Origin of the sequence: Bradyrhizobium sp. B117 (assembly GCF_038969555.1) — a bacterium.
GTDB lineage: Bacteria > Pseudomonadota > Alphaproteobacteria > Rhizobiales > Xanthobacteraceae > Bradyrhizobium.
On the sequence record NZ_CP152414.1, the window covers coordinates 7,920,330 to 7,943,997 of the forward strand.

Genomic DNA, 23,668 nt, shown 5'->3' on the forward strand with positions numbered 1-23,668 from the left:
GGGAGCCCTCTCAAAAGTACACAAACAAGGACACAAGTCGAAACGCCCCTCTGCCATCTACCGAGAAACGCTCCATAATTTTCGATCAAAAAAACCGCCCCTCTCCCACAAGGAAGGGCGCCAGCGTTGGCGCAACAAACCTAAAACGGCAGCCCCACATAATTCTCCGCGAGCAGCCGCTGCGCCGTCTCGGACGAGAGCAGGTAGTCCAGCTCGGTCTGCTGCAACCGGTCCTCGTATTCGAGCCGGTCGGGGAAACGATGCAGCATCATCGTCATCCACCAGGAGAAGCGCTGCGCCTTCCAGATCCGCGCCAGCGCCTTGGCGGAATAACCCGCAAGGCCGGAATCATCACCGCGCTGATAGTGCGCGAGCATGGCGTGATAGAGATAGTAGATGTCGGAGGCGGCGCTGTTCAGCCCCCGCGCGCCGGTCGGCGGCACGATGTGCGCGGCATCTCCGGCGAGGATCAGGCGGCCATAGCTCATCGGCTCGGCGACGAAGCTGCGCAGCGGCGCGATGCTCTTCTCGATCGAGGGCCCCGTGATCAGCCGGCCTGCAACCTCGTCCGGCAGGCGGCGCTTCAGCTCAGCCCAGAACGCATCGTCGCGCCAGTCCTCGACCTTGTCGGTCAGTGGCACCTGGACGTAGTAGCGACTCAATACCTGTGAGCGCAGCGAGCAGAGCGCAAAGCCGCGCTCGTGCTTCACATAGATCAGCTCGGGCGACACCGGCTTCGTGCGCGACAACACGCCAAGCCAACCGAACGGATAGACCTTCTCGTATTCGCGCCGCACGTCCTTCGGGATCGACTTGCGGCTGACGCCGTGGAAGCCGTCGGCGCCGACGATGTAATCGCAATCGACGCGGATGGTCTCTCCGTTCGACCGATAGGTCACGTAGGGGCGGTCGGACGTCAGATCATGCGGCGTGACGTCTTCGGCATTGTGCACGACCTTGCCGCCGTGCCGGTCACGTGCCTCGTAGAGGTCGCGCGTCAGCTCGGTCTGGCCGTAGACCAGCACCGAATTGCCCCCGGAATGCTTGTGCAGGTCGATATGGGACAGCCTGCCGTCATGGGCGATCTCGAAGCCACCGTGGATCTCGCCCTCGCGGTCCATCCGCTCGCCGCACTGCGCCTCTCGCATCAGTTTCGCAAAACCATGTTCGAGCACGCCGGCGCGAATCCGGGCCAGCACGTGGTCGCGGCTGTATTTCTCCAGCACGATCGTGTCGATGCCCTTCAGATGAAGCAGCTGGGACAGCAGCAGCCCGGACGGCCCACCGCCGATGATGCAGACCTGAACTTTCATTTTTGCGTCCTCCCGTCGGCACTTTTTTGCAGATTTAGTCCCGCAAACCGATGGAGGGTTTCGTCTTTGTCTTGTACTATTCGAACATGAGACACGCAGCCCCTGCCCCGGCGATCCGGGTCTACAATTTGTTCGGCGAGTCCGGCGATCTGCCCGACGTCGTGCATTGCGAGACGATCGCGTCCCGCTCGGTGCTGCACGATTGGACGCTCGCGGTGCACCGCCACGCGCGGCTGCACCAGGTGCTGCTGATCGAGCGCGGCGGCGGCGAGGCGACGCTCGACGGGCGGGTGGTGCCACTCAAGCCGATGCAGATCGTCAACGTGCCGGTCGGCCATGTCCACGGCTTCCGCTTCGAGCCCGATACGCAAGGCTGGGTGCTGACCATCGCTGCGGAAATCCTGGACGAGGCGCTGCTCGCCGCGGAAGGCCTGCGCGGCGCGCTGTCACGATCGGCCGTCGTGCGCGGCACGCCGCAGCTCCGCGCCACCATGAAACAGATTTTTGCCGAGCACGCCGCGCGCGATTTCGGCCGCGCCCATGTGCTGCGCGCTCTGTCGTCGGCCATGATCGGGCTGGTGGCACGCGCGCTCACCGGCGAGAGCGGCGGTGCGGGCACGGCGGAAAGCGGACTGTTCCGCCGCTTCGAGGCGCTGCTGGAGCAGCATCATCTGGAACGCTGGAGCGTCGCGGACTACGCCCGCGCGCTGTCGATCACGCCAACCCATCTCAACCGAATCACGCGGGCGGCGACCGGCGACACCGCCTCGCATCTGATCCTCAACCGTCTGATCCGCGAGGCGCGGCGCAACCTAGTCTACACCAATCTGCCGGTCTCGACGATCGCCTACGCGCTCGGCTTCGAGGACCCGGCCTATTTCAGCCGCGTCTATGCCGCGGCCACGGGACTGTCGCCGCGCGCCTTTCGCGCGCAGCTTCATGGCGATGAAGGCTGACACACGGGCGACGGGCCAAGCTGCGCCCACGGTCGGGGGGCCCACCGCGATTGCGTTTGTTGCCGACGCAGGCACTTACCTTCGTATATGGCGTCCTATCCTTTGGATAGGGGCTGTTTACCTCCGTACAATTGAGCCGGGACCGCGCCCGCCTTAGCGTGGCTGCATTCGGCGCCCTGGCGCTGGTGGCATGGATCCTCCCTAACCTTGGCGCAAGGCGGCCACCCCTGTCCGGTCGTCTGCGCCGCCTTTTTCGGCAAGCCATCGACGCCTTCAGAGTTTTCCGGCCGACGCACCGCACCATTTCGGCTGGACCGTCCGGCTTTCGTGCGGAACTGGGGATTTGTGCATAATGTCTTCAATTGGGAAGATCGCGCTCTTTATCGATGGCTCAAATCTATATGCCACCTCCAAGGCGCTCGGCTTCGACATCGATTACAGGCGTCTGCTCGGCGAATTCCAGAGCCGCGGCACGCTGTTGCGCGCCTTCTACTACACGACCGTCATCGAGGATCAGGAGTATTCGTCAATCCGCCCATTGATCGACTGGCTCGACTACAACGGATACACCGTCGTCACCAAGCTCACCAGGGAGTTCGTCGACGCCAACACCGGCCGCCGCAAGGTGAAGGGCAGCATGGATGTCGACCTCGCCGTCAGTGCGATGGAGCTCGCCGAGCACGTCGATCAGATCGTGTTGTTCTCCGGCGATGGAGACTTTCGTTCGCTGGTGGAAGCCCTGCAACGCCGCGGTGTCCGCGTGACGGTCGTCTCCACACTCTCCACCCAGCCGCCCATGGTCGCCGACGATCTGCGCCGACAGGCGGACGTCTTCATTGATCTGGCGGAGCTGAAACCGAAAGTGGGGCGCGATCCAGCCGACCGGCCGCGCGAGCTGCGGCAACCACCGCAATTCCTCACGCGCGGAACGATCCATCGCGGCGACCGGGTGGAGTGATCCTGCGGAGCGATCCGCCGGATCCTCACACGTCGAAGAACACCGTCTCCTCCGGCCCCTGCAAATTGATCGTGAAGGAGTACACGACCTTGCCCGCGCGCTCGCTCCGCGTGGCGATCAACGTCTTCCGGCGCACCGGCGGCTCGACCAGATTGAGCACGGGATCGGCGGCATTGGCGGCCTCTTCATCCGAGAAATAGATGCGCGTGTTGAGGCCGATATTGATGCCGCGCGCGACGATCCAGACATTGACGTGCGGCGCGCATTTGCGCCCCGCCTTGTCAGTGATGGCGCCGGGCTTGATGGTCTCGAAGGTGGCGAGACCGCTCTCGAAGTCGGAGCCGGCCCGGCCCCAGCCGCGAAACGCCTCGTCCAGCGCGCCGGCCGAGCGGTCGGCCGGATGGTTGTAGCGGCCGGCCGCATTGGCCTGCCAGATCTCCAGCAGTACATCGCGCAGCGCCGTGCCGCTACCGTCGAGCACCTTGCCTTCCAGCGTGATGCGCTCGCCTTGCGTGTTCGGCGTCACCAGCACGTTGGAAAAATTCTTCTCGAAGATGTCGAAGCCGGCCATGGCCGGGATCAGGCCGATATGGACGTAGGGCCCGGCGGTCTGCGAAGCGGTTTCCTTGAGATAGTTCAGCGGTTGCGGCATGGACTCAGTTCCCCGCGGTGCGATTTTCAAAATAGGTTGAGCGCTGGCCGCGCAGGACGATGTCGAAGCGGTAGGCCAGCGAGTCGAACGGCGTCGAGGCGTTGAGGTCGAGCGGCGCCACCAGGCGATCCAGCGCGTCCTTGTCCGGGATCGTCGTCAGGATCGGGCAGACCGGGATCAAGGGATCGCCCTCGAAATACATCTGCGTGATCAGCCGCTGCGCAAAGCCGGAGCCAAACACCGAGAAATGGATGTGGGCGGGGCGCCAGCTGTTGACGAAGTTGCGCCAGGGATAGGGACCCGGCTTCACGGTGCGGAAATAGTAATAGCCGGTGTCGTCGGTCAGCGCGCGGCCACAGCCGCCGAAATTGGGATCGATCGGCGCCAGATACGTGTCCTTCTTGTGCCGGTAGCGGCCGCCGGCATTGGCCTGCCAGAACTCGACCAGCGTGTTCGGTACGCCGCGGCCGGTCTCGTCGAGCACACGGCCGTGGACGATGATGCGCTCGCCGACGGGATCGCCGTCCGTGGCGTAGTTGCGGATCAGGTCGTTGTCGAGCGGGCCGAGATCGTTGTGGCCGAACACCGGTCCCGTGATCTCCGAGACCGAGTTCTCCAGTGACAGCAGCGCCTGGCGCGGCGAGCGCAGCACCGAGGATTTGTAGCCGGGTGCATGCGCGGGCGGATGGATCGAGCGGTCGCGCTGGAAAAAGCCGCCATCGCGCGGCGTGAACGGTTCGGGACGGTTGAGGCGAGGATCCTGCAAGGCTGGAATCGGAGCCTGGGCATTCATCGGCGTTGTCTCTCCCTGTGGCGGCCCGGTCGGGCACGCGGCTTATCGGGAGACCATGCGCCGGCCTATTCTCAAGATAAATAGATGGATTATAATATATTGCATGAAAGAAATCGATCATTTGGCCCTCGACGGCCACGCCCTCGAGCTGTTCCTCGCCGTGCTGGAGGAAGGCTCGGTCACGGCGGCGGCGACGCGGCTGGGCCTGACGCAATCGGCGGTCAGTCACAGCCTGAACAAGCTGCGGCGGATCGCGGGCGATCCGCTGTTCGCCAAGTCCGGCCGCGGCATTGTCGCGACCGCCCATGCCCAGGCGCTGGCCGCGAAGGCGCGCGCCCTGATCGACGAGATGCGCAGCTTTGCCGGCGGCGTCAGCTTCACCGCGGCCACCGCACAGCTCTCGTTGACGATCGCCGCCAACGATTTCCAGCGCGACCTGCTGCTGCCGCGCTTCTTCGATCATGTTGCGGCACAAGTGCGAAGCCTGAACCTGCGCGTGATCCCGTCACAATCGCCCTCGCCCGCCATGCTGCGCGAAAACCGCTGCGATCTCCTGATCACGCCGCTGCCGCCGTCGGGCGTCGACATCGTGCAGAAACGCCTGCTGAGCGATCACTACGTCTGCTACTACGATCCAAAGGCGCGCACTGCGCCGTCGGGCCGCGGCGCCTATCTGGCGGCGCGCCACATCACGGTGGTCTATACCGACAATGAGCGGCTAGACTTCGACCGCCGGCTGGCCGCAAGCGGATTCCACCGCGACATCGCGATCTCCGTGCCGAGCTTCTCCGGCGTGCCGTCCTTCCTGCGCGGCTCGCAGATGCTGGCGAGCATGCCGAGCCTGCTCGCTTCTGGCGTGATGCACGGTTTCGCGCAAACACGGATACCGCTTGCCTCGCGCACGCGAACGCTCGCCGAGCTGCCGATGTTCATGGTCTGGCACCAGCGCTACCAGAAAGACCCGGCCCATCGCTGGGTCAGGAATCAGCTCGAGATTGTCGCAACGACGGCAGCCGGCGGCTGATCCAGGAGTCGGCACCGGCTGCGGCCGATTGGCCACACCCCGGCCCGGAAATGTCGCGCCAGGCACGACAGCCGGCCGAGTTCAACCGAACGGTTGATGCGCGATCCGTGATTGCCCGCCACGGTCGCGCCACTGGCAGGACGAGGTGAATCAATGAAGAAAATTCTTGCGCTCATGCTCGGCGCAACCGCAGCGGTGACGGCAACCGGCGCCGCGGCCGGCGAACTCGAAGACGTCAATGCGCGCCTCGAACAACTGGAACGCCAGAACGCCGCCATCCGCAAGGAAAATGCTGCCTTGCGCGAGAACCAGCGGCTGCTCGGAGAGAACAACCGGCTGAAATCACGAGGCACGCACGCCGCGGTCGAAGCAGTCCAAACCTCCGCCCGACCGCAGCAAGAGAACGGCACGTTCCTGGCCGTATCGGCGGCTTCGCGACAGGCCAGGAATCCGTTGCAGTCCTATGCCACGGACTTCCCGGTCAAGGCGCCGCCGCTGGCCGGTCCGGCACAGTTCAGGGCCTGGATCGAAGGCGGCGCGATCTGGAGCGGCGGGGATCCCGTGTTCAGCACCTACAGCGGCAACAATGTCACCGGTGTCTTCGATCTGACGCCCAAAATCGGCTGGGAAGCGGCCGTCGGATTCGACCATCGCTTCGCCGGATCTCCCTGGCACGTCAACGGCCAATTCCGTTACGGCGAAGGCGGCGAGACCAACGGGACGCGAACGATCGATTTCGGCGGTGGCGTGCTAGCGGGAACGCAAACCTTCGGGGCCGGTTACAAGGAAACTCACTGGCTTGCCGATCTTGCGATCGGGCACGACATTGCCGGGCGCGGCCCAGATGCACTTCAGCTCAAGGCAGGTCTTCGCATTGCCGAATTCACCGCCCGGAGCTCGGACTCCAATGTCCAGGCCGGCACGGTCCGCGGCATTTCCGTCACGCAATCGAATTTCGACGATAGGCGCGCGAGCTTCCTGGGCGCTGGACCACTCATCGGTCTGGAAGGCTCGGTCCCATTCGCGGGCAAATGGTCGTTCGACTATAGCGGCGACGTCGCCTTGCTGTTGGGTCGGCAGCAGTCGCAGAACACTGTGAGGAGCTTGTTTGTTAGTAGCCCGCCTCCCACCGTCATCGATCAGATCGCCACGGGCAGCGACCGGCTCTTTGCCGGCGTGCTGAGCGCCGACATCCAGGTCGGCGTGTCCTATTGGCTGACGCAGAACCTGAAGCTGGGCGCAGGCTACCGGCTCGATGCCTTCGTCAACGTCTTCAACCAGGACGGCTCCGCCAATTCCGGCTTCACACCGGACCGCTACACGCATGGCCCGCGCGTCACGCTGACCGGACAGTTCGACGCCATGTAGGGGTAGGCCGGATCGCACGCGGCCACGTTCGGGACTGGTCACGGGCGACGCCCAGCCCCTCGCCAAACCCACTGGTTGCGCGCGGGCGGCCACGCTAGAATTCGGCCATGACAGTGACCGATATTGCGAGCCGAACCTACAATCACAGCTGGCGGCTGGATCCCATCATCCGCAGCCTGCTGGATACCGACTTCTATAAACTCTTGATGTTACAGATGATTCGGGAAGATTACCCGAGTCAGCAGGTGACTTTCTCGGTCATCAACCGATCGCGCCATGTGCGGCTTGCAGAAATCATCGACGAGGGCGAGCTGCGTGCCCAGCTCGACCATGCCCGCACCATCCGCTTCACCAAGAAGGAGCTGATCTGGCTCGCCGGTAACACCTTCTACGGCAAGACCCACATGTTCTCGGCGGATTTCATCCGCTGGCTCGCCGAATTCCGTCTTCCCGAATACGAGCTGCGCAAGGTCGAGGGCCAATACGAGCTGCATTTCCACGGACCCTGGACCCACACCACGATGTGGGAGATTCCGGCGCTCGCCATCCTCAACGAATTGCGCTCGCGTTCGGCAATGAAGGGCCGCGGCCGTTTCGAGCTCGACGTGCTCTATGCCCGCGCCAAGGCCAAGCTGTGGACCAAGGTGGAGCGGTTGCGCAAGCTGGAGAATTTGCGGCTGTCGGACTTCGGCACCCGGCGCCGCCACGGCTTCCTGTGGCAGCGCTGGTGCGTCGAGGCGGTGAAGGAAGGCCTGGGCTCGTCCTTCATCGGTACCTCCAACGTGCTGCTCGCGATGGACAACGATCTCGAAGCCATCGGCACCAATGCGCACGAACTGCCGATGGTTGCAGCCGCGCTCGCCAAGGACGACGAGGAATTGCGCTGGGCGCCCTATCGCATTCTCGACCAGTGGCGCCAGACCTATGGCGGCAATCTGCTAATCGCGCTGCCGGACGCTTTCGGAACGAAAGCATTCCTGCGCGATGCGCCGGAATGGGTCGCCGACTGGACCGGCTTCCGTCCCGACAGCGCGCCGCCGATCCAGGCCGGCGAAGAGATCATCAAATGGTGGGAGAAGAAGGGACGCAACCCCAGGGATAAGCTGCTCGTATTCTCCGACGCCATGGACGTCGGCTCGATCGAGGAGACCTATCACCACTTCTCGGGCCGCGTGCGGCTGTCATTCGGCTGGGGCACCAATCTCACCAACGACTTCGTCGGCTGCACGCCGGATGGCTCGTTCAACCTCGATCCGATCTCGCTGGTCTGCAAGGTGTCGTCGGTCGACGGCCATCCGGCCGTCAAGCTCTCCGATAATCCGGAGAAGGCGACCGGAATGCCCTCCGAGATCGAGCGGTACCTGCGCGTCTTCGGCGACGCCGGCCGCGTGCGCAAGCCGGTGCTGGTCTAGATCCAGCACCGGACCAGACTCTCTCGATCCGGTAAACCGCGCACGACGAATGCGAGGCATCGGCTCGCCGAAGCAGCGCCAGTTCCGGTCTTCCGGCATTTGAAGCGATCTGCGCCCATCCACTTCACAGCGCCTTCACCCTGCAACGCAGTCCCCTGTCGCTTTCAGGTCGAGTTAAGCAACCATCACCTCTACTTTGCGTTGCAGGCGCAACGCTCCGCTGGGGTCGTTGATCGATTTGGGGAACGCAGGGTGTTTCGCAGAACAGCGTCGTCGACGAAGGGAAACAATTTCCTTCGCGTCATCAAGCTCGTCTCGCCTTTCGTGATGGTCGTCGTGCTCCAGGCGGCGATCGCGGGATTCAGTCTCGAAGTGATGTCCTCGGTCCGCGCCTATGTCGCGGGCGAAGCGCTGTGGTCGCGCTCGCAGAAGAACGCCGTCTACTTCCTCAATCTCTATCTGCATTCGGGCAAGGCCAGCCAGTTCGCACATTATCAGGCCTCGCTCGCCGTTCCCATCGGCGACGAGTTCGCGCGCTGGGCGCTCGAGAGCCGTCCGGTCGACGTCGAGGCCGCCCGCATCGGCTTCCTGCAAGGCGGCAACCATCCCGACGACGTCCCGGGATTGATCTGGCTGTTTCGCTATTTCAATGGCGTCAGCTTCCTCCAGGAAGCGATCCGCGAGTGGGCTGCCACCGACCCCATGCTGCTGGAGCTGAGCGTGTTCGGCGAGGTGATCCGGTCCGAACTGGAGAACGGCCCTGTTCAGGACAAGGACCGCCTGCAATTCCTGTCGTCGCGGCTCTCGGACCTCAACGCCCAATTCACGGTGCATGCCAACCGCTTCTCCACCGTCCTCGGCGAAGGCTCCCGCGCCATCAAGGTGACGCTGACCTGCATCAACATCGTCACTGCGGCGATGCTGATCGTGCTCCTGGTCTGGCACACGCGGCGACTGGTGCTGCAACGACAGGCATTCGAGGACGCCTTGCATGCCGAGAAGGAGCGCCTCGCCTTTCAGGCTTCGCACGACTGGTTGACCGGCCTTTCCAACCGCCGCGCCTTCGAGGCGCGCCTGCAAAGCGAGCTGGACAACATCGCGGCGGGTCCGCTGGCATTGATCCTGCTCGACCTCGACCAGTTCAAGAGCGTCAACGACAGCTGCGGCCATCTCGCCGGCGACCGCCTGCTCTGCCAGGTTTCGCGGCTGCTGCAACAGAACCGGCGACCGCATGATCTGGTGGCCCGGCTCGGCGGTGACGAATTTGGTCTGATCCTGCCGCAGTGCTCGCCCTCGAGCGCCGTGGACATCGCCGAACGGCTGCGCCGGTCACTCGAATCGTTCAGCTTCGCCTGGGACGATCGTTGCTTTGCAGTGACGGCGAGCGTCGGCGTCACCTGCATTGCGGATCGCGACACCACGCTCGAAGACGCGATGCGGCGCGCGGACGCCGCCTGCTATCGCGCCAAGGAAAAGGGACGCAACCGGGTCCAGGTCGACACCGAGGGAGCGGACGTCGTCCTCGTCGCCGGCCGGCGGCGCGAGGCTGTCCGCGCCTGACGCGGCTCACCGCGGGCTGGGGATCCCAAGGCCGGCCAGATGCGTGTCCAGGAACTGCTCGACCTGCTGGCGCAGCATCTGCGATGGCACGGCCACCATGCGCTCCTCGAGGCCGAGCGAGATGATGCCATGCACGGCCGAAAACAGCGTGCGCGAGAGCAGCGCGATCTTCACGTCGTCCGCATCCGGTAGCACCCGCACCAGGGGCGGATGCATCAGCGCGAAGGCATCCATCACCATCTGAAGGATGTCGTCCGGATATGGCCGGTCGTCCTCCATCCGGTGCTCGAACAGCGAGCGCAGCAGATTGGCGTGCGCGGCGAAGAAGTCGAGATAGGTTTCGGCCAGCCCATAGAGCTGGCGAACGGGATCCTCGGCCGGAACCCCGCGCAGCTGCAGGGTCAGCGCCTGGACGGTCTCCCGGTTGACAGTCAGGATCACCCCGTCGAAGTCGCCGAACTCGTTATAGACGCTGCCGACCGAGCAGCCGGCAGCCTCCGCGACGTCCCGAACCTTCAACGATCTCAAGCCTTTAGTAGCAATAATGGTGCGGGCGATCTCCAGGATCTGGAGCCGTCGCCGATTTTTTTTCTGACCCCGCAGCGATTCTTCTTGAACATTGTTCATTTTAAAGCTACTCACGTGAACATTGTTCAATTTAACCCGGAGACCTGCAAAATGCAAACCCTCGCTGTTGATATCGCCTCGACCTTCGTCGATGACGCCGCCGCTCTCGTGACCGGCCTTGGCCGCGTCCTGCTGCGGTTCGCCATGGCCCCGATCGATCGCATCGCCAATGCCTGCGACATTGCCGGCGTGCTCGCCGAACGGCGCGCGACCTTCCGGATGTGGCAGGCCAGTCGCACCCGCGCCCGCCACGAAGGCCGCCGGTTTAGCCTGCTCCGCCGCTTCTCGCCCTTTCGCCATCTCGCCCATCTCACCTGAGGCGACGGGTTCGGAGCGGCTAGAATGCAAGGGCCAGTTGCAACAAAGGACTCACCATGTCCCGACATTCGCAGCCCATCCCGCAATCCTCGGCGATGCGGTTCACTTTTCCTCGCCGTCCGGCGCGATATCCCCGACAGGTGCGGCCCTTCCCCCCGAAGTGCGGCCGTGACCAGATATTTGCGAACCTAACGAGATCACTTGGAGACCAACAGGATCGGAGGACCGGGGGGACAGAGCAGGCGGTGACCGTCGTCACACTGCAATGTTTCGTCGCATACCCTTCTGGTCGTGACGTCTCACCAACAGCGTAACAACCGCAGGCTGCCTTTTTCAAAACAGGACTCGTCATGATCAGGGATTTGATGTCGTCACGCCGCTTTGCGCCGCTGTTCTGGGCGCAGTTCTTCTCGGCGCTCAATGACAACGTGCTCAAGAACGCACTCGTCATCATCCTGCTTTACAGTGCCGCGACCGGCCACGGCGATGCCCTGGTGACAGTGGCAGGCGCCGTCTTCATCTTCCCCTATTTCATCCTGTCCGGGCTCGGCGGCCAGCTCGCCGACAAATACGTCAAATCCGTCGTCGCAAGGCGGCTCAAATTCGCCGAGATCTTCGCCGCGGCCTTTGCCGCCGCCGGCTTCTTCCTGCACTCGGTGCCGCTGCTGTTTGCAGCGCTGGCGCTGTTCGGCATCATCGCCGCCCTGTTCGGCCCCGTGAAATATTCCATGCTGCCGGACCAGCTCGAGCTCGGCGAGCTCGCGACCGGCAACGCGCTGGTCGAAGGCGCGACCTTCATGGCCATCCTGCTCGGCACCGTCGCCGGCGGCCAGTTCGTGGCGGGCTCCGCGCATATGGGCTGGGTCGCATCGGCCGTGGTCGTGCTGGCCCTGTTGTCCTGGGCCTTCGCCTCGCGCATTCCCGCGACCACGCCGTCTGCCCCCGATCTGCCCGTCAACGCCAATCCCTGGACCTCGACGCTGAGCCTGCTGAGGACGTTGCACGCCGACCACCGGCTGTGGGACGGCACTGTGATCGTCTCCTGGTTCTGGCTGGTGGGCGCCATCGTGCTGTCGCTGCTGCCGGCCCTGATCAAGGAGGTCGTCGGCGGCACCGAGGGCGTGGTGACGCTGTGCCTTGCGATCTTCGCGATCGGCATCGCCATCGGCTCGCTGTTCGCGGCCAGTCTCAGCCACGTTCGCCCGAATCTTGCGCTGGTGCCGATCGGCGCCATCATCATGGGCTGCGCCGGCCTCGACCTCGCCTGGGCCATCGCCGTGACCACCAAGGGTCAGGACATCACCGCGGCCGGCTTCGCGACCTCGTTCGCCGGCCTGCGCATGCTCGCCGACTTCGTCGCCTTCGCGTTCGGCGGCGGCCTGTTCGTCGTTCCCTCCTTCGCGGCGGTGCAGGCCTGGTCGGCACCAAACGAGCGCGCCCGCATCATTGCCGCCGGCAATGTGCTGCAGGCCGCCTTCATGGTGGTCGGCTCGCTGTTCGTCGCGCTGCTGCAGGCTGCCGGATTGCATGTCGGCTGGATCTTCTTCGGCCTCGGCGTCGCCAGCTTCGGCGCGGTGTGGTTCGTGCTGACCAAGTGGGGCAAGGAAGGCGTTCGCGATTTCGGCGGGCTCTTGTTCCGCGCGCTGTTCCGCACCGAGGTTCGCGGGCTCGAGAACCTGCCGCCTCCCGGCACGCGCATGCTGATCGCGCCGAACCATGTCAGCCTGATCGACGGCCCGCTGCTGCACGCCGTGCTGCCGATCGACGCGAGCTTCGCGGTCGATACCGGCATCTCCAAGGCCTGGTGGGCGAAGCCCTTCCTGCGCGTGGTCAAGCACTACACAATGGACCCGACCAAGCCGCTCGCCGCACGTGACCTGATCAAGCTGGTCGCCACCGGCGAGCCGGTGGTGATCTTCCCGGAGGGACGCATCACCGTCTCCGGCTCGCTGATGAAGGTCTATGACGGCACCGCGATGATCGCCGACAAGGCCGATGCCGTGGTCGTGCCGGTTCGCATCGAAGGCGCGCAGCGCTCCCATCTCAGCTACCTCAACGGCAGCCAGATCAAGCGCTCATGGTTCCCGCGCGTGACGGTCACGATCCTGCCGCCGGTCAAGCTCCCGATTGACGAAACGCTGAAGGGCAAGGCGCGCCGCAACGCCGCGGGCGCCGCGCTCCAGGACGTGATGATCGATGCCCTAGTCAAGAACGCCATGCTCGACCACACCCTGTTCGAGGCGCTCGGCCACGCCTATCGCGACCGCGACACCGGCAAGGTCATCATCGAGGACGCGCTCGGCACCAAGCTGACCTATCGCAAGCTGATCCTCGGCGCGCAGGTGCTGAGCCGCAAGCTCGAGACCGGCACGGTGGCCGGCGAGAATGTCGGCGTGCTGCTGCCGAATTCGGCGGGCGTTGCCGTCGTCTTCATGGGCTTGCAGAGCATCGGCCGCGTCCCGGCGATGCTCAATTTCTCGGCCGGCCCGGTCAACGTCCTCGCCGCGATGAAGGCCGCGCAGGTCAAGACCGTGCTGACCTCGAAAGCCTTCATCGAGAAGGGCAAGCTCGACAAGCTGATGGCCGCGATCTCCGCGGAAGCGCGCGTGGTCTATCTCGAGGACGTCCGCGCCTCGATTGGCACGGCCGACAAGATCAAGGGCCTGCTCGCCGGCACCGCGCCGCGCGTCGCCCGTCAGGCGAACGATCCGGCCGTCGTGTTGTTCACGTCGGGTTCGGAAGGCACGCCCAAGGGCGTGGTGCTGTCCCATCGCAACATCCTCGCCAACGCGGCGCAGGCGCTGGCGCGCGTCGATGCCAACGCCAATGACAAGGTGTTCAACGTGCTGCCGGTGTTCCATTCCTTTGGGCTCACTGGGGGAATGATGATGCCGCTGCTCGCGGGCATTCCGATCTACATGTACCCCTCGCCGCTGCACTACCGCATCGTGCCCGAACTGATCTACCAGACCGGCGCGACGATCCTGTTCGGCACCGACACGTTCCTCACCGGCTATGCGCGCTCGGCGCACGCCTACGACTTCCGCACCCTGCGCCTCGTGATCGCCGGCGCCGAGGCGGTCAAGGACCGCACGCGCCAGGTGTTCATGGAGCGCTACGGCATCCGTATCCTCGAAGGCTATGGCGTCACCGAGACGGCGCCGGTGCTGGCGATGAATACGCCGATGGCCAACCGCCCCGGCACCGTCGGCCGCCTCTCGCCGCTGATGGAAAGCAGGCTCGATCCGGTCCCCGGCATCGAGGAAGGCGGACGTCTCTCGGTGCGCGGACCGAACGTGATGCTGGGTTACTTGCGAGCCGAAAATCCCGGCGTGCTCGAAAAGCTTCCCGAAGGCTGGCACGACACCGGCGACATCGTGTCGATCGACTCCGCCGGCTTCATCACCATCAAGGGCCGCGCCAAGCGCTTTGCCAAGATCGCAGGCGAGATGGTCTCGCTATCGGCGGTCGAAGCCATCGCGACGGCGCTGTGGCCGCAGGCAGCCTCGGTCGCCGTGTCGATCCCCGACCAGCGCAAGGGCGAGCGTATCGTATTGCTGACGACGGAGAAGAACGCCGAGCGCAGCGCGATGCAGGCCCAGGCCAAGACGATCGGCGCGTCCGAGCTGACCGTTCCCGCGACAATCATGGTGGTCGACAAGGTGCCGCTGCTCGGCACCGGCAAGACCGACTATGTCACTGCAACCAACATGGCCCGCGAGCAGGCCTCCGCGCCGGAGCGCGAGGTTGCGTAAGGCTCAGGTCGTCGCACCGGCGGATGGCCGGTGCGACGATCCTTCACTTGAGCAGAAGATAGCGAACCGGGTTATCGTCGCACTGCCCTGCACCGCACTCCAGCACGGTCGACAGGAGATTTGCGGCGACCAACAGGGCGAAGATTGCGAATACCACGTTCGATGCCGGCTCGTTGATGGGCGCGCTCCCGGCGCCATCCCGCTCGCCGGCCACATCCTTCAGGACGAACACAAGCGCGACATAGCAGACGATTCCGACCGCCGCGATCAGCGCCCAGGTATAGAAATGCAAGCCCAGCAGCGCCGAACCGTAGCCGGGATCGCCGGGCGCGAGATGCAGCGACACCTGCCGCATCGAAATGAAGCCGGTGACGAGGCTCGCAACGAGGATCATCGCATAGTGCGACGGACGCTCGCCGAGACGCATGTTGAACAGAAATCCCATGCCGATCGCGATGAACCCGGCCCGTTGCAGCAGGCAGAGCGGACAGGGCAACTCCCCGAGCGCCAGTTGATAGAAGAATGCAACCGTCAGGACCGACGAGATCCCGAGCAGCCCCAGCATATTCAGGATCACGCCGACCGGTCGTTGCTCGCTTATCTCTGTCGTGCCCATCTCGACCCCGTCAGAACGAGAATTTCAGCGGATCGGTCGCGTGGTGGAAGAACCATGCGACGGTAACGACGATGGTTGCGCTCCAGAGCGCATAGCTCAGTCCCACGCGCGAACGCCAGACCGACGCGCAGCCTGCGAGCGCCAGCAGAAAGGGCAGAAACATGTACATGAGCGTGGGCTCCCCAGGCGATTCGCGCATCGCGCGAACCGGCTCAAGAGATACGTCAGCGCCGAACGCCCCTCAAGAGCCGGCTTCGCTGCGCCGCTCCTGCGCATAGCGCACCAACGCCACGAAGCGATAGATGCCGTGCACGAACTTGCCATAGGGCATGGTGACGAACAGCGCGAACACCGTGCCGAGATGCAGCGCCAGCAGCGGCCCCATGGCGGCGGTCTCGCGCAGGACGAGAAGCAGCATGCCGGTGAGGCCGGTCAGGAACAGCATGGCGATGAAGCCGACATCCATGCCGTAGCGGTTCTCGTCGAGCAATGCCGGATCGCGCCGCATCTTGGCCGTGAACAGGCCGATCGGACCGACAATGAGGCCGATGCCCCCGAGCGTGCCGAGCACCACGGGCAGATCCCACAGAGGATACGGCGCCTCGCGGCCGAGCAGATAGTGGTACAGCGTGGCGATCGAGGTCGCGGCAAAGCACAGCAGGAAGCCGTAGAACGTCAGATGGTGATACAGCTTGCGCTTATCGGTCGGCTTGTCGTCCTCGTTGTAGCAACCGACGCCGCCGCCATGGAGATAGCGCAGCTCGCCGGCATCACGGATCGCCTGGAAGATCGAGCCACCGTCGGCGCGGCCGCCGATCGGCGTGCCGATATCACGCCAGAACGCGCGCACGCTCATGACGAGGGCCAGGATCGCGTAGAGGAAGGCGACGCTGAACAGCGCGGCCATCGCGCTATGCGGCATCAGTCTATAGAAGGCGCCGGGACCGGTGTGGACGCCGAACAACACGCTGCGGTCGTTGAGCGCCGCGAAGCCGAGAATGAAGGCCGCCATGCTGAGCGCGGCAATGATGCTGATGACGAGGCCATTGCGCGCGAAGGCGCCGGAGAGCGCCTGCGGCCAGGCATAGGCCGCATAGGATTCGGCGCGCGCAACAGCGAGCGTTTTCGGGACGTTGACGTTGAACTCGTGCGGCGGCGAGAACTGGCAATCGACGTAGCAGGCGCCGCAGGAATGGCAGAGATTGGCGAGGTAGTTGAGGTCGCCGTCGGAGAAAGCGCGGCGCATCTCCATCGCCGGAAACACCGCGCAAAGACCTTCGCAGTAGCGGCAGGAATTGCAGACCGTCATCAGACGGTCGGCCTCGTCCAAAATTCTGGTTCCGTGCATGGCGTTACTTCGTCAAGCCCTTCGCCTCGAGCCATTTCTGGATCAGGCCCGCGACCTCGAGGTTGTTCTTGTCCATCATCACCATGTGCGAATTGCCCTTGATGCCAGCCTGCGGCAGATCGACGATGTCGACGCTGCCGCCGGCCGCCTTGATGGCGTCCGCAAAGGCGATGCCGTTGGCGCGGATTTTTGGCCAACGCGAATCGCGCTCGATATAGTCGCCATAGATGATGAGGGTCGGGACGTTCTTCAGCACATCCGCCTTGGCGAGATCGCCAATGCCGGCCGGCTCGATCGCAATCAGCGCCTTGACCTTGTCGGGCCGAGCTTGCGCAACCTTGAAACCGAAGGTGCCGGCCTGGCTATGGAACAGGAGCACCGAGGGACCGACGCGGTCGATCTCGGCGATATAGGCCGCGATGGTCGCATCATCCGTCGTGGTCCAGCGCGGCACATTCTGCTTGACGAAGTTCTCGTAGCCCTCGACCGGAAACTGGTTTCCCGGCAGCACCTTCCGCTTGGCGGGGTCGGGATCGTAGGAGTTCGGCCCATCGCCGATGCGGAAGCGCTCGAACGGATTGGCCGTGGTGAGGAAGACCGGCTCGCCCTTGAAGATGTCGGGGTATTGCGCCCAACCTGCGCGCCCACGCTCCACCGCATCGGAATTGTAGACCGCCCATCCCTTGCGCAGGAAATAGTTCAGCCAGCCTTCGCGTCCATCGGGCGTGGTCTCGTAGGTGACGCCGGTCAGTCCGCCGCCGTGCCACATCAGCAGCGGATAGGCGCCCTTCTCGTTGGCCGGCAGGAAATATTGCACATACATCTGCTCGACCTGGTAGGTGCCGTTAGGATCGACCTTGGCCGGCACGCCGCCAGGCGCAAACACAACCTCCCTCACCGGCTTGCCGGAGATTTCGACCAGACGCCCGCCGACATGGAACGAGCCCATGTCGCGCAAGGTGATCGGCTCGGCGGCGCGGGCTTGGCCGATCGTGAGCAGCGCCGCGATCGAAGCAATGGCAAGGCGTGACATGGTTGCTCCCTTTAGCTTTTCTTTGTCCTAGTTCTTTGTCCTAGTTCTTGGCGTGGCGCGCCGCTTCCCGTCCTGCGATGCGTCCGAACACGCTGCCGATGGTCATGCCCATGCCGGCCGCATAGCCCTTGCCGAGCACGTTGCCGGCCATGATCTCGCCCGCCGCGAACATATTGGCGGACTGCTTGCCGTCAGCCATCAACATTCGCGCCTCCTTGTTCACACGCGTGCCGAGATAGGTGAAGGTGATGCCGGGCCGCACCGGATAGGCGAGATAAGGCGGCGTTTCGATTCTGCGCGCCCAGTGCGTCTTGGGTGGCGTGATGCCATCGGTCACGCAGTCATCGAGAATGGTGTGATCGAACGTGCCGGGCCGCACCGCGGCGTTGAACTCGCTGATGGTCTTTTCCAGCGCGGCTGGATCGAGCTCGAGCTTGCCTGCGAGCTCGGCAATGGTCTGCCCCGCGATCGGCGGGAACAGCGTCGGCATGAAGCTGGTGACGACGGTCGAATCGAAGATGATGTAGGCGATCTGGTCGGGCTGCGCCGCGACCAGCCGGCCCCAGATCGCGTAGCGCTTCGGCCAGATGTCCTCGCCCTCGTCGTAGAAGCGCTGCGCGTGCTTGTTGACGACGATGCCGAATACGACCGAGTCATGCCTGGTGATGATGCCGCCGTCGAATTTCGGTGCACGGGCGTCGATCGCGACCGCATGACACTGCGTGGGATCGCCGACCTCCTGCACGCCTTTGTCGAGCAGCATCTTCAGGATCGAGCCGCGGTTATAGGGCGTGCCGCGGATCAGGAAATTGTCGGCGGCCTCGCCCCAATATTGCTTCAGCCAGTCGATGTTGGCCTCGAACCCGCCGGCCGCGGCGACCAGCGCCGTCGCGCGGATCTCGGTCTCGCCCTTGACCGACCGCTTGAGGCGCGCGGCGAGGAACATGCCGTCCTCGATCACGAGGTCGGTGACCTCGGCATCGTATTCGACGTCGACGCCGAGACGCTCGGCAGTCAGATACAGCGCGTTGAGCATCGCGCGACCGCCGCCGAGAAAGAAGGAATTGGTGCGGCCGAGGCTCAGCGTGCCGCCGAGCGAGGGCTGCCAGCGCACGCCCTGCTCCACGATCCAGTTTAGGATGTCCTTGGACTCCCGGATCATGTGACGGGCGAGCTCCTCGTCGGTCTGCCCGCCGGTGACGCGCAGCAGATCCTCCCAGAACTCCTCCTCGGTGTAGGGGCCGGTCAGGATTTCGGTCGCCGCGTCATGGGCGCAGCGCATGTTGCGGGTGTGGCGTGTGTTGCCGCCGCGATAGAATTTTGGCGCGCCTTCGAGCACGAGCACCGAGGCGCCGCCGCGGCGCGCCGAAATCGCCGCGCACAGTGCCGCGTTGCCGCCGCCGATCACCAGCACGTCGTATCTGCTGCTCATGCCGTCTGTCCGGTGCGACGAAGTTGGAGACATTCTGCCGCCGGCCGGCGCGGATCAATCGCGCCGGCCATTGCGTACCTTTGTATACAAAGATATACAGAAGCAGCGCAAGCGACATCTCCGCATGGGCAGGATGCGCTTGGCGGCCGACGAGGATGCATGGCCAGACGCCCGGCAAAGACAGGCGGATCAATCGGACGCGGCAGCGGCGTGGCGCTCGGTGAAGCCGTGTTCCGCTCGCTGTGCGAGGCACTGCAGGCCGGCAACTATCGCGCCGGCGATCGGCTGCGCGAGGAAGAGGTCGCCCAGCGGCTCAAGGTCAGCCGCACACCGGTGCGCGAGGCCTTGGGACGGCTCGCGGCGCGCGGCTTCGTCGAGCCCGCCGGCGGCCGCGGGCTGATCGTGCGCAACCTCGACATCTCGGAAGTGCTGGAGCTCTACGCCATGCGCGAGATCATGGAAGGCGCCGCCGCGCGTCTTGCCGCCGCGCACGCCTCGGCGCCCGAGGTCGATGCACTCAGGGATATCGAGCAGGCTTTTGTCGAGGCGTCCGCGACCGACGCCGCCGAGATGGCGAAGCTCAACCGCGGCTTCCACGAAGCGATCTGCCGCGCCGCGCGCAACCGCTATCTCGACAACGCCTCGCGGGAATTACAGGACTGGATCGCTCTGCTCGGCCCAACGACCTTCACCGTATCGGGCCGCCCCTCGACCAGCCACGGCGAGCACCAGGCCATCATCGAGGCCATCGCCGCGCGCGACGGCGACAAGGCCGAGCAGCTCGCCCGCGCGCACATCCGCGAAGCGCTGCGCTGCCGGTTGAAGCTGTTGCAGAAGCAGTAGGCGCTGTCGTCTCGCCCCCCGCACGGATGCGCATCCGCGTCGCCCCGGGCGCTCGCTTGAGGCCCGTTTCCATACCTTGGTACCGGAACCATGCCTTTTGTCGTACTGCATTCGAATGATTTTCCCGCGATAGAGCGCGCTATCCTGTCACGTGCGACATCAAGCGGTCTTGACATGGAGTCACTGCGTGACGACGCGGAGTTCGAAGTTTCATGCTGAGGTGCCGTTGAAGGCTTCAGAAGGCTCTGCCGCTGGTGTTGTCCGCCCTTTCGTCGAGAGCGTTGCCGACGGCATCGAGTGGAAGGCAGTACCGGAACGCCCCCTGGATGATGGCGGCCCAAACACCCCCTTCAAGGCGCTGCCGCACGATTTTCCCGACACGCCAGCGATCGAACATTTGGCCCGCATCGTTGAATGCCATCCTCAAAAGATCTGCGTTGACGACGGAACGCACCAACTCACGTTTGCGCAACTTCATGCCGCAGTGGTCAAGTTAGCCAATCTACTCTCTGAGCTTGTTCCTGCTGGACAAGCGGTGGGCCTGCTGATGCCGAACTGCGTCTGGCAACCTGTTGCAATGCTTGCATGCATGGCGGCAAATCGACCTTGCCTTCCCCTCAACTGCCGCGATCCAGTCAGCCGGAACGTGGACATTTCAACCGACGCAGGCCTCACCGTCGTGATCGGCTGCATGCCGGATGCGCCGCCGAGCTTCGCAGACCTTGCACACCTGCGCTGGATCAATATCGCGAGCTTGACGGATCAGGGACATGGCGCCGCGCCATCGCTTTCAGTCTCGGTCGACGACCCGGCTCTCATCCTATACACCTCCGGAAGCACTGGGCGTCCGAAAGGCATCGTGAACAGCCAACGCAGTCTTCTCCAACGCGTATTGCAGTATGTGAACGCCTCCCATCTGAGCCACGAGGATGTGTTCTTCCCGTTGAGCGGCCCCACCACGATTGCAGGCTGCAGGGAAATGCTGACGTCGCTGCTGATCGGTGCAAGGCTCTACGTTGCGGATCTTGAAGCCGCCGGGCTCCACGGGACGCTGCGCGCGATTGGATCGCAACGTGCCACGGTCATCTATTCCGTTCCCACGCTACTGCGCACCATGATCTCTGCGGGAAAGTACAACGACTTTCAGTCGGTGCGAATCCTCCGAATTGGCGGCGAGAAGATCTTGACGGCCGACATCGAGTTTTTTCGTCGGGCGATGCCGCGCGCCTACGTTCAGATTGGCTACTCTTCAACGGAGACGACCGGCTCTCAGTGTTTCGTTCCAACGCAGTTTGCCGAAGGGACTGTCACGACTCCGGTCGGATATCTGCTGCCCGGAATTTCTTTTGCCGTGGTCGACGACAACGGAGCATCTGTCCCGCAGGGTGAGTGCGGTGAGCTCATGATATCCAGCCGCTTCGTAACGCTTGGGCGATGGGAAAAGGGCGCATTAATTCCGGCTCGCAGCGATCCCAAGGACCCGACGCGTCGGATACATGCGACAGGTGATCTCGTCTTTTTCGATGATCGAGAAGTCATGCACGTTGTCGGCCGCAAAGACCGGCAGATCAAGATCAATGGAAAACGTATCGAGCCGGCGGAACTCGAGGTTGCGGTCCGTCAAATTCCACACGTTGCCGACGCGGTCGTTGTCGTCACGGCTGCGAACGAATTGGTGACCTTTGTCGTCCTCGAACCCAACTCCGGCATTCCATTCCCGGGCGCCATTTGGGAAGTCATCCGTAAGACTGTTCCAGGATCGCTTCACCCGAAGCGACTGCACGAGGTCGCGGACATCCCCCGGCTTGGGAGCGGCAAGATCGACGTGGTCACCCTCCGCGCTCGCGATGCAGCTCTCATAGAGCCCGTATCGCGTTCCCCCGATGAACTGCATCATGCACGATCGGCAGTCGAGCAGGTCTGGAAACGGGTGCTTGGTACGCGGAGCGCGGTGGGCTCGTGGGATGAAGCGGGAGGAGATTCCTTGCAGCTTCTCCGGCTTGTCATGGAATTGGAAGACCTGATTGGCACGCAGCTCGACCTCGGAGCATTTACCTTAGACGCCGACGTAGCCAGGATGGCTGCTGCGGCGGCCGACGCACTCAGCCAGGACGCGGATGTTGATTGTGACCACCCGACCAAGCCACCGTTGTTTCTGGTGCCAGGTTCAATCGGCTTCGGTCCAAGCTTGACCGCCTTCGGAGCCACATTGGACGATGTGGCTCAAGTCACCACCCTCCGATATCCGGCTCTGAGCACTGCCATGGCTGGACAATCAGAGGTCACAGACATGGCGGCGGCCGCCATGGACCAGATCCATCGCATCCAACCCAGTGGCGACGTGAGACTTTTGAGCTATTCGCTGGGAGGCGGAGTTGCTTTCGAGATAGCGCGCCAACTGATAGCCGAGGGCAGGAAAGTAAGATTTTTCGGGGTATTGGACACGAATGTGGGAAATGAACGAAGCGGCTACGTGGAGGGGCTCAGCAGGACTTTGCAGCGTATCCGGACTCACCGAGTTACCATCTACAGGATGATCTGCCGTTCCATTTCCAAGGCATTTGTGCGCGTGGGTAGAGAGCAACTGCTGATGCGCGCACTCGAATTCAAACAATGGTCGTTCGCTCCAGCCACCCACTTCATGCTCAAGCTCGAGGCGGAGGAAGTTCTGCGTATGCGCGCGTTCCGGAGGTGGGTCGGGCAAGCCCATCAGCAACTGCCGATAACCGCCACGCTATTCTCCTGCAGACGCGCCCATGTCTCTGCGCGCATGGGCTGGGATCGTCTCGTCGAGCGACTCGACGTTATTCCCGTCAATGGTGGACACCTGGACCTCGTCGTTGAACCACATCTGTCAATCAATCAGCCACTGATCGAGCGAGCTCTAATCGCAACCTACGGAAAACCAGTGACCGGCAGAAGCGTTCGTGTGAAAGCAACTGGCGATGCTTGTCATGCGAATCAACTCAGTTGAATGACGACGCGGGCGAGCTGCGCCCGACATGATCTGTTCTTCCAAATCAGAAGATCGTTCAAAATGAGGAATGAGCCTGCACAGCGAGCGGCGGAACCGACATCAGAGAGAGAGAGAGAGAGAGAGAGAGAGAGAGAAGGATGACCACGCAGCCATAGCGGCTGCGGTCACCTTACGCTCCCGATCAATCGCCTTCACGCAAGCACATCCGCGACGACCGCTTTCGCGACATCCCGTACATCGGTCGGCTTGAGCCGCACCTGCAATCCGCGCTGGCCGCCATTGAGATAGACCAGATCGTGCGCGAGCGCACTCTGCTCGATCACGGTGCCAACCTGCTTGCGCTGCCCGAACGGGCTGATGCCGCCAACCTTGTAGCCGGTGACGCGCTCGGCCTCCGGCGGCTTCATCATCTGCGCCGACTTGCCGCCCATGGCGGCGGCGAGCTTCTTCATCGAGACTTCCTGGTCGGATGGAACGATCACGCAGACCGGCTTGCCGTCCACCAGCGCCAACAGCGTCTTCAACACGCGCGCGGGGTCCTCCCCGAGCGCGGCCGCGGCCTGCAGCCCGATGCTCTCGGCGTCGGGATCGTAGTCGTAGCTGTGGACGGTGAAGGCGACGCCGGCAGCTGTGAGCCCGCGGGTGGCGGGGGTGACCTTGGACATGGGTCACATTTACCACCG

20 protein-coding genes are annotated in these 23,668 nt (G+C 63.8%); 10 read left to right on the forward strand and 10 right to left on the reverse strand.

Going from position 1 to position 23,668, the window contains the following annotated elements:
* Positions 1-140 precede the first annotated feature (140 nt).
* Positions 141-1,313, reverse strand: coding sequence for a 4-hydroxybenzoate 3-monooxygenase (gene pobA / locus AAFG16_RS38380; protein WP_342733755.1), 1,173 nt, complete (start codon positions 1,311-1,313; stop codon positions 141-143).
* 50 nt (positions 1,314-1,363) lie between these two features.
* On the opposite strand from pobA, the gene AAFG16_RS38385 reads away from it, so the two are divergent.
* Positions 1,364-2,269, forward strand: coding sequence for a helix-turn-helix domain-containing protein (locus AAFG16_RS38385; protein ID WP_342733757.1), 906 nt, complete (start codon positions 1,364-1,366; stop codon positions 2,267-2,269).
* A 352-nt stretch (positions 2,270-2,621) separates the two neighbouring features.
* Positions 2,622-3,227, forward strand: coding sequence for an NYN domain-containing protein (locus AAFG16_RS38390; RefSeq protein WP_342733759.1), 606 nt, complete (start codon positions 2,622-2,624; stop codon positions 3,225-3,227).
* A gap of 25 nt (positions 3,228-3,252) precedes the next feature.
* Here the strand turns inward: AAFG16_RS38390 and pcaG are convergent, their stop codons facing one another.
* Positions 3,253-3,879, reverse strand: coding sequence for a protocatechuate 3,4-dioxygenase subunit alpha (gene pcaG / locus AAFG16_RS38395; protein WP_342733761.1), 627 nt, complete (start codon positions 3,877-3,879; stop codon positions 3,253-3,255).
* Positions 3,880-3,883: 4 nt separating this feature from the next.
* On the reverse strand, positions 3,884-4,672 hold the full coding sequence (gene pcaH / locus AAFG16_RS38400) for a protocatechuate 3,4-dioxygenase subunit beta (RefSeq protein WP_342733763.1): 789 nt from the start codon (positions 4,670-4,672) through the stop codon (positions 3,884-3,886).
* A gap of 55 nt (positions 4,673-4,727) precedes the next feature.
* Between pcaH and AAFG16_RS38405 the strand changes: the two genes are divergently transcribed.
* The 4 genes from AAFG16_RS38405 (at position 4,728) to AAFG16_RS38420 (ending at position 10,036) form a co-directional block, all read left to right on the forward strand.
* Complete coding sequence (locus tag AAFG16_RS38405; RefSeq protein ID WP_342733765.1) at positions 4,728-5,696, forward strand: LysR family transcriptional regulator; 969 nt, start codon at positions 4,728-4,730, stop codon at positions 5,694-5,696.
* A gap of 153 nt (positions 5,697-5,849) precedes the next feature.
* A complete protein-coding gene (locus AAFG16_RS38410; protein ID WP_342733767.1) occupies positions 5,850-7,064 on the forward strand; it encodes an Lpg1974 family pore-forming outer membrane protein in 1,215 nt (404 codons plus the stop codon).
* 107 nt (positions 7,065-7,171) lie between these two features.
* Complete coding sequence (pncB, locus tag AAFG16_RS38415) at positions 7,172-8,476, forward strand: nicotinate phosphoribosyltransferase (RefSeq protein WP_283081494.1); 1,305 nt, start codon at positions 7,172-7,174, stop codon at positions 8,474-8,476.
* Between the two features lie 252 nt (positions 8,477-8,728).
* Positions 8,729-10,036, forward strand: coding sequence for a GGDEF domain-containing protein (locus AAFG16_RS38420; RefSeq protein WP_342733769.1), 1,308 nt, complete (start codon positions 8,729-8,731; stop codon positions 10,034-10,036).
* Between the two features lie 6 nt (positions 10,037-10,042).
* Here the strand turns inward: AAFG16_RS38420 and AAFG16_RS38425 are convergent, their stop codons facing one another.
* The gene (locus AAFG16_RS38425) at positions 10,043-10,663 is read right to left on the reverse strand and encodes a TetR/AcrR family transcriptional regulator (protein WP_342741035.1); all 621 of its coding nucleotides are present in this window, start codon (positions 10,661-10,663) and stop codon (positions 10,043-10,045) included.
* A 51-nt stretch (positions 10,664-10,714) separates the two neighbouring features.
* On the opposite strand from AAFG16_RS38425, the gene AAFG16_RS38430 reads away from it, so the two are divergent.
* Positions 10,715-10,981, forward strand: coding sequence for a hypothetical protein (locus tag AAFG16_RS38430; protein ID WP_342733771.1), 267 nt, complete (start codon positions 10,715-10,717; stop codon positions 10,979-10,981).
* Positions 10,982-11,331: 350 nt separating this feature from the next.
* Positions 11,332-14,736: an acyl-[ACP]--phospholipid O-acyltransferase gene (locus AAFG16_RS38435; protein WP_342733773.1), complete on the forward strand. Its 3,405-nt coding sequence runs from the start codon at positions 11,332-11,334 to the stop codon at positions 14,734-14,736.
* 43 nt (positions 14,737-14,779) lie between these two features.
* Here AAFG16_RS38435 and AAFG16_RS38440 read toward each other — a convergent pair whose 3' ends face one another.
* The 5 genes from AAFG16_RS38440 to tcuA form a co-directional block, all read right to left on the reverse strand.
* Positions 14,780-15,352: a disulfide bond formation protein B gene (locus tag AAFG16_RS38440; RefSeq protein WP_342733775.1), complete on the reverse strand. Its 573-nt coding sequence runs from the start codon at positions 15,350-15,352 to the stop codon at positions 14,780-14,782.
* A 10-nt stretch (positions 15,353-15,362) separates the two neighbouring features.
* Positions 15,363-15,521 carry a DUF5993 family protein gene (locus tag AAFG16_RS38445; RefSeq protein ID WP_342733777.1) on the reverse strand — a complete coding sequence of 53 codons (159 nt, stop codon included), beginning with the start codon at positions 15,519-15,521 and terminating at the stop codon, positions 15,363-15,365.
* 72 nt (positions 15,522-15,593) lie between these two features.
* Positions 15,594-16,700, reverse strand: coding sequence for a tricarballylate utilization 4Fe-4S protein TcuB (gene tcuB / locus AAFG16_RS38450; RefSeq protein ID WP_342733780.1), 1,107 nt, complete (start codon positions 16,698-16,700; stop codon positions 15,594-15,596).
* A 4-nt stretch (positions 16,701-16,704) separates the two neighbouring features.
* Complete coding sequence (locus AAFG16_RS38455; RefSeq protein ID WP_342733782.1) at positions 16,705-17,733, reverse strand: esterase; 1,029 nt, start codon at positions 17,731-17,733, stop codon at positions 16,705-16,707.
* A 40-nt stretch (positions 17,734-17,773) separates the two neighbouring features.
* On the reverse strand, positions 17,774-19,165 hold the full coding sequence (tcuA, locus tag AAFG16_RS38460; protein WP_342733784.1) for an FAD-dependent tricarballylate dehydrogenase TcuA: 1,392 nt from the start codon (positions 19,163-19,165) through the stop codon (positions 17,774-17,776).
* A 159-nt stretch (positions 19,166-19,324) separates the two neighbouring features.
* On the opposite strand from tcuA, the gene AAFG16_RS38465 reads away from it, so the two are divergent.
* Both AAFG16_RS38465 and AAFG16_RS38470 read left to right on the forward strand, forming a co-directional pair.
* The gene (locus AAFG16_RS38465; RefSeq protein ID WP_342733786.1) at positions 19,325-20,008 is read left to right on the forward strand and encodes a GntR family transcriptional regulator; all 684 of its coding nucleotides are present in this window, start codon (positions 19,325-19,327) and stop codon (positions 20,006-20,008) included.
* A 187-nt stretch (positions 20,009-20,195) separates the two neighbouring features.
* Positions 20,196-22,982, forward strand: coding sequence for a non-ribosomal peptide synthetase (locus AAFG16_RS38470; RefSeq protein WP_342733788.1), 2,787 nt, complete (start codon positions 20,196-20,198; stop codon positions 22,980-22,982).
* Between the two features lie 194 nt (positions 22,983-23,176).
* On the opposite strand, the gene ybaK is transcribed toward AAFG16_RS38470, so the two are convergent.
* Positions 23,177-23,650 carry a Cys-tRNA(Pro) deacylase gene (gene ybaK / locus AAFG16_RS38475; RefSeq protein WP_342733790.1) on the reverse strand — a complete coding sequence of 158 codons (474 nt, stop codon included), beginning with the start codon at positions 23,648-23,650 and terminating at the stop codon, positions 23,177-23,179.
* Between the last annotated feature and the right edge of the window lie 18 nt (positions 23,651-23,668).

Excerpts from the sequence above, each read along its gene's own strand:
- ybaK (WP_342733790.1), bottom strand. The coding sequence starts at position 23,650 with ATGTCCAAGGTCACCCCCGCCACCCGCGGGCTCACAGCTGCCGGCGTC.
- pcaH (WP_342733763.1), bottom strand. The coding sequence starts at position 4,672 with ATGAATGCCCAGGCTCCGATTCCAGCCTTGCAGGATCCTCGCCTCAAC.
- AAFG16_RS38435 (WP_342733773.1), top strand. The coding sequence starts at position 11,332 with ATGATCAGGGATTTGATGTCGTCACGCCGCTTTGCGCCGCTGTTCTGG.
- AAFG16_RS38425 (WP_342741035.1), bottom strand. The coding sequence starts at position 10,663 with ATGAACAATGTTCAAGAAGAATCGCTGCGGGGTCAGAAAAAAAATCGG.
- pncB (WP_283081494.1), top strand. The coding sequence starts at position 7,172 with ATGACAGTGACCGATATTGCGAGCCGAACCTACAATCACAGCTGGCGG.
- pobA (WP_342733755.1), bottom strand. The coding sequence starts at position 1,313 with ATGAAAGTTCAGGTCTGCATCATCGGCGGTGGGCCGTCCGGGCTGCTG.
- AAFG16_RS38405 (WP_342733765.1), top strand. The coding sequence starts at position 4,728 with ATGCGCCGGCCTATTCTCAAGATAAATAGATGGATTATAATATATTGC.
- AAFG16_RS38385 (WP_342733757.1), top strand. The coding sequence starts at position 1,364 with ATGGAGGGTTTCGTCTTTGTCTTGTACTATTCGAACATGAGACACGCA.
- pcaG (WP_342733761.1), bottom strand. The coding sequence starts at position 3,879 with ATGCCGCAACCGCTGAACTATCTCAAGGAAACCGCTTCGCAGACCGCC.
- tcuA (WP_342733784.1), bottom strand. The coding sequence starts at position 19,165 with ATGAGCAGCAGATACGACGTGCTGGTGATCGGCGGCGGCAACGCGGCA.
- AAFG16_RS38455 (WP_342733782.1), bottom strand. The coding sequence starts at position 17,733 with ATGTCACGCCTTGCCATTGCTTCGATCGCGGCGCTGCTCACGATCGGC.
- tcuB (WP_342733780.1), bottom strand. The coding sequence starts at position 16,700 with ATGCACGGAACCAGAATTTTGGACGAGGCCGACCGTCTGATGACGGTC.
- AAFG16_RS38430 (WP_342733771.1), top strand. The coding sequence starts at position 10,715 with ATGCAAACCCTCGCTGTTGATATCGCCTCGACCTTCGTCGATGACGCC.
- AAFG16_RS38390 (WP_342733759.1), top strand. The coding sequence starts at position 2,622 with ATGTCTTCAATTGGGAAGATCGCGCTCTTTATCGATGGCTCAAATCTA.
- AAFG16_RS38445 (WP_342733777.1), bottom strand. The coding sequence starts at position 15,521 with ATGTACATGTTTCTGCCCTTTCTGCTGGCGCTCGCAGGCTGCGCGTCG.
- AAFG16_RS38410 (WP_342733767.1), top strand. The coding sequence starts at position 5,850 with ATGAAGAAAATTCTTGCGCTCATGCTCGGCGCAACCGCAGCGGTGACG.
- AAFG16_RS38440 (WP_342733775.1), bottom strand. The coding sequence starts at position 15,352 with ATGGGCACGACAGAGATAAGCGAGCAACGACCGGTCGGCGTGATCCTG.
- AAFG16_RS38465 (WP_342733786.1), top strand. The coding sequence starts at position 19,325 with ATGGCCAGACGCCCGGCAAAGACAGGCGGATCAATCGGACGCGGCAGC.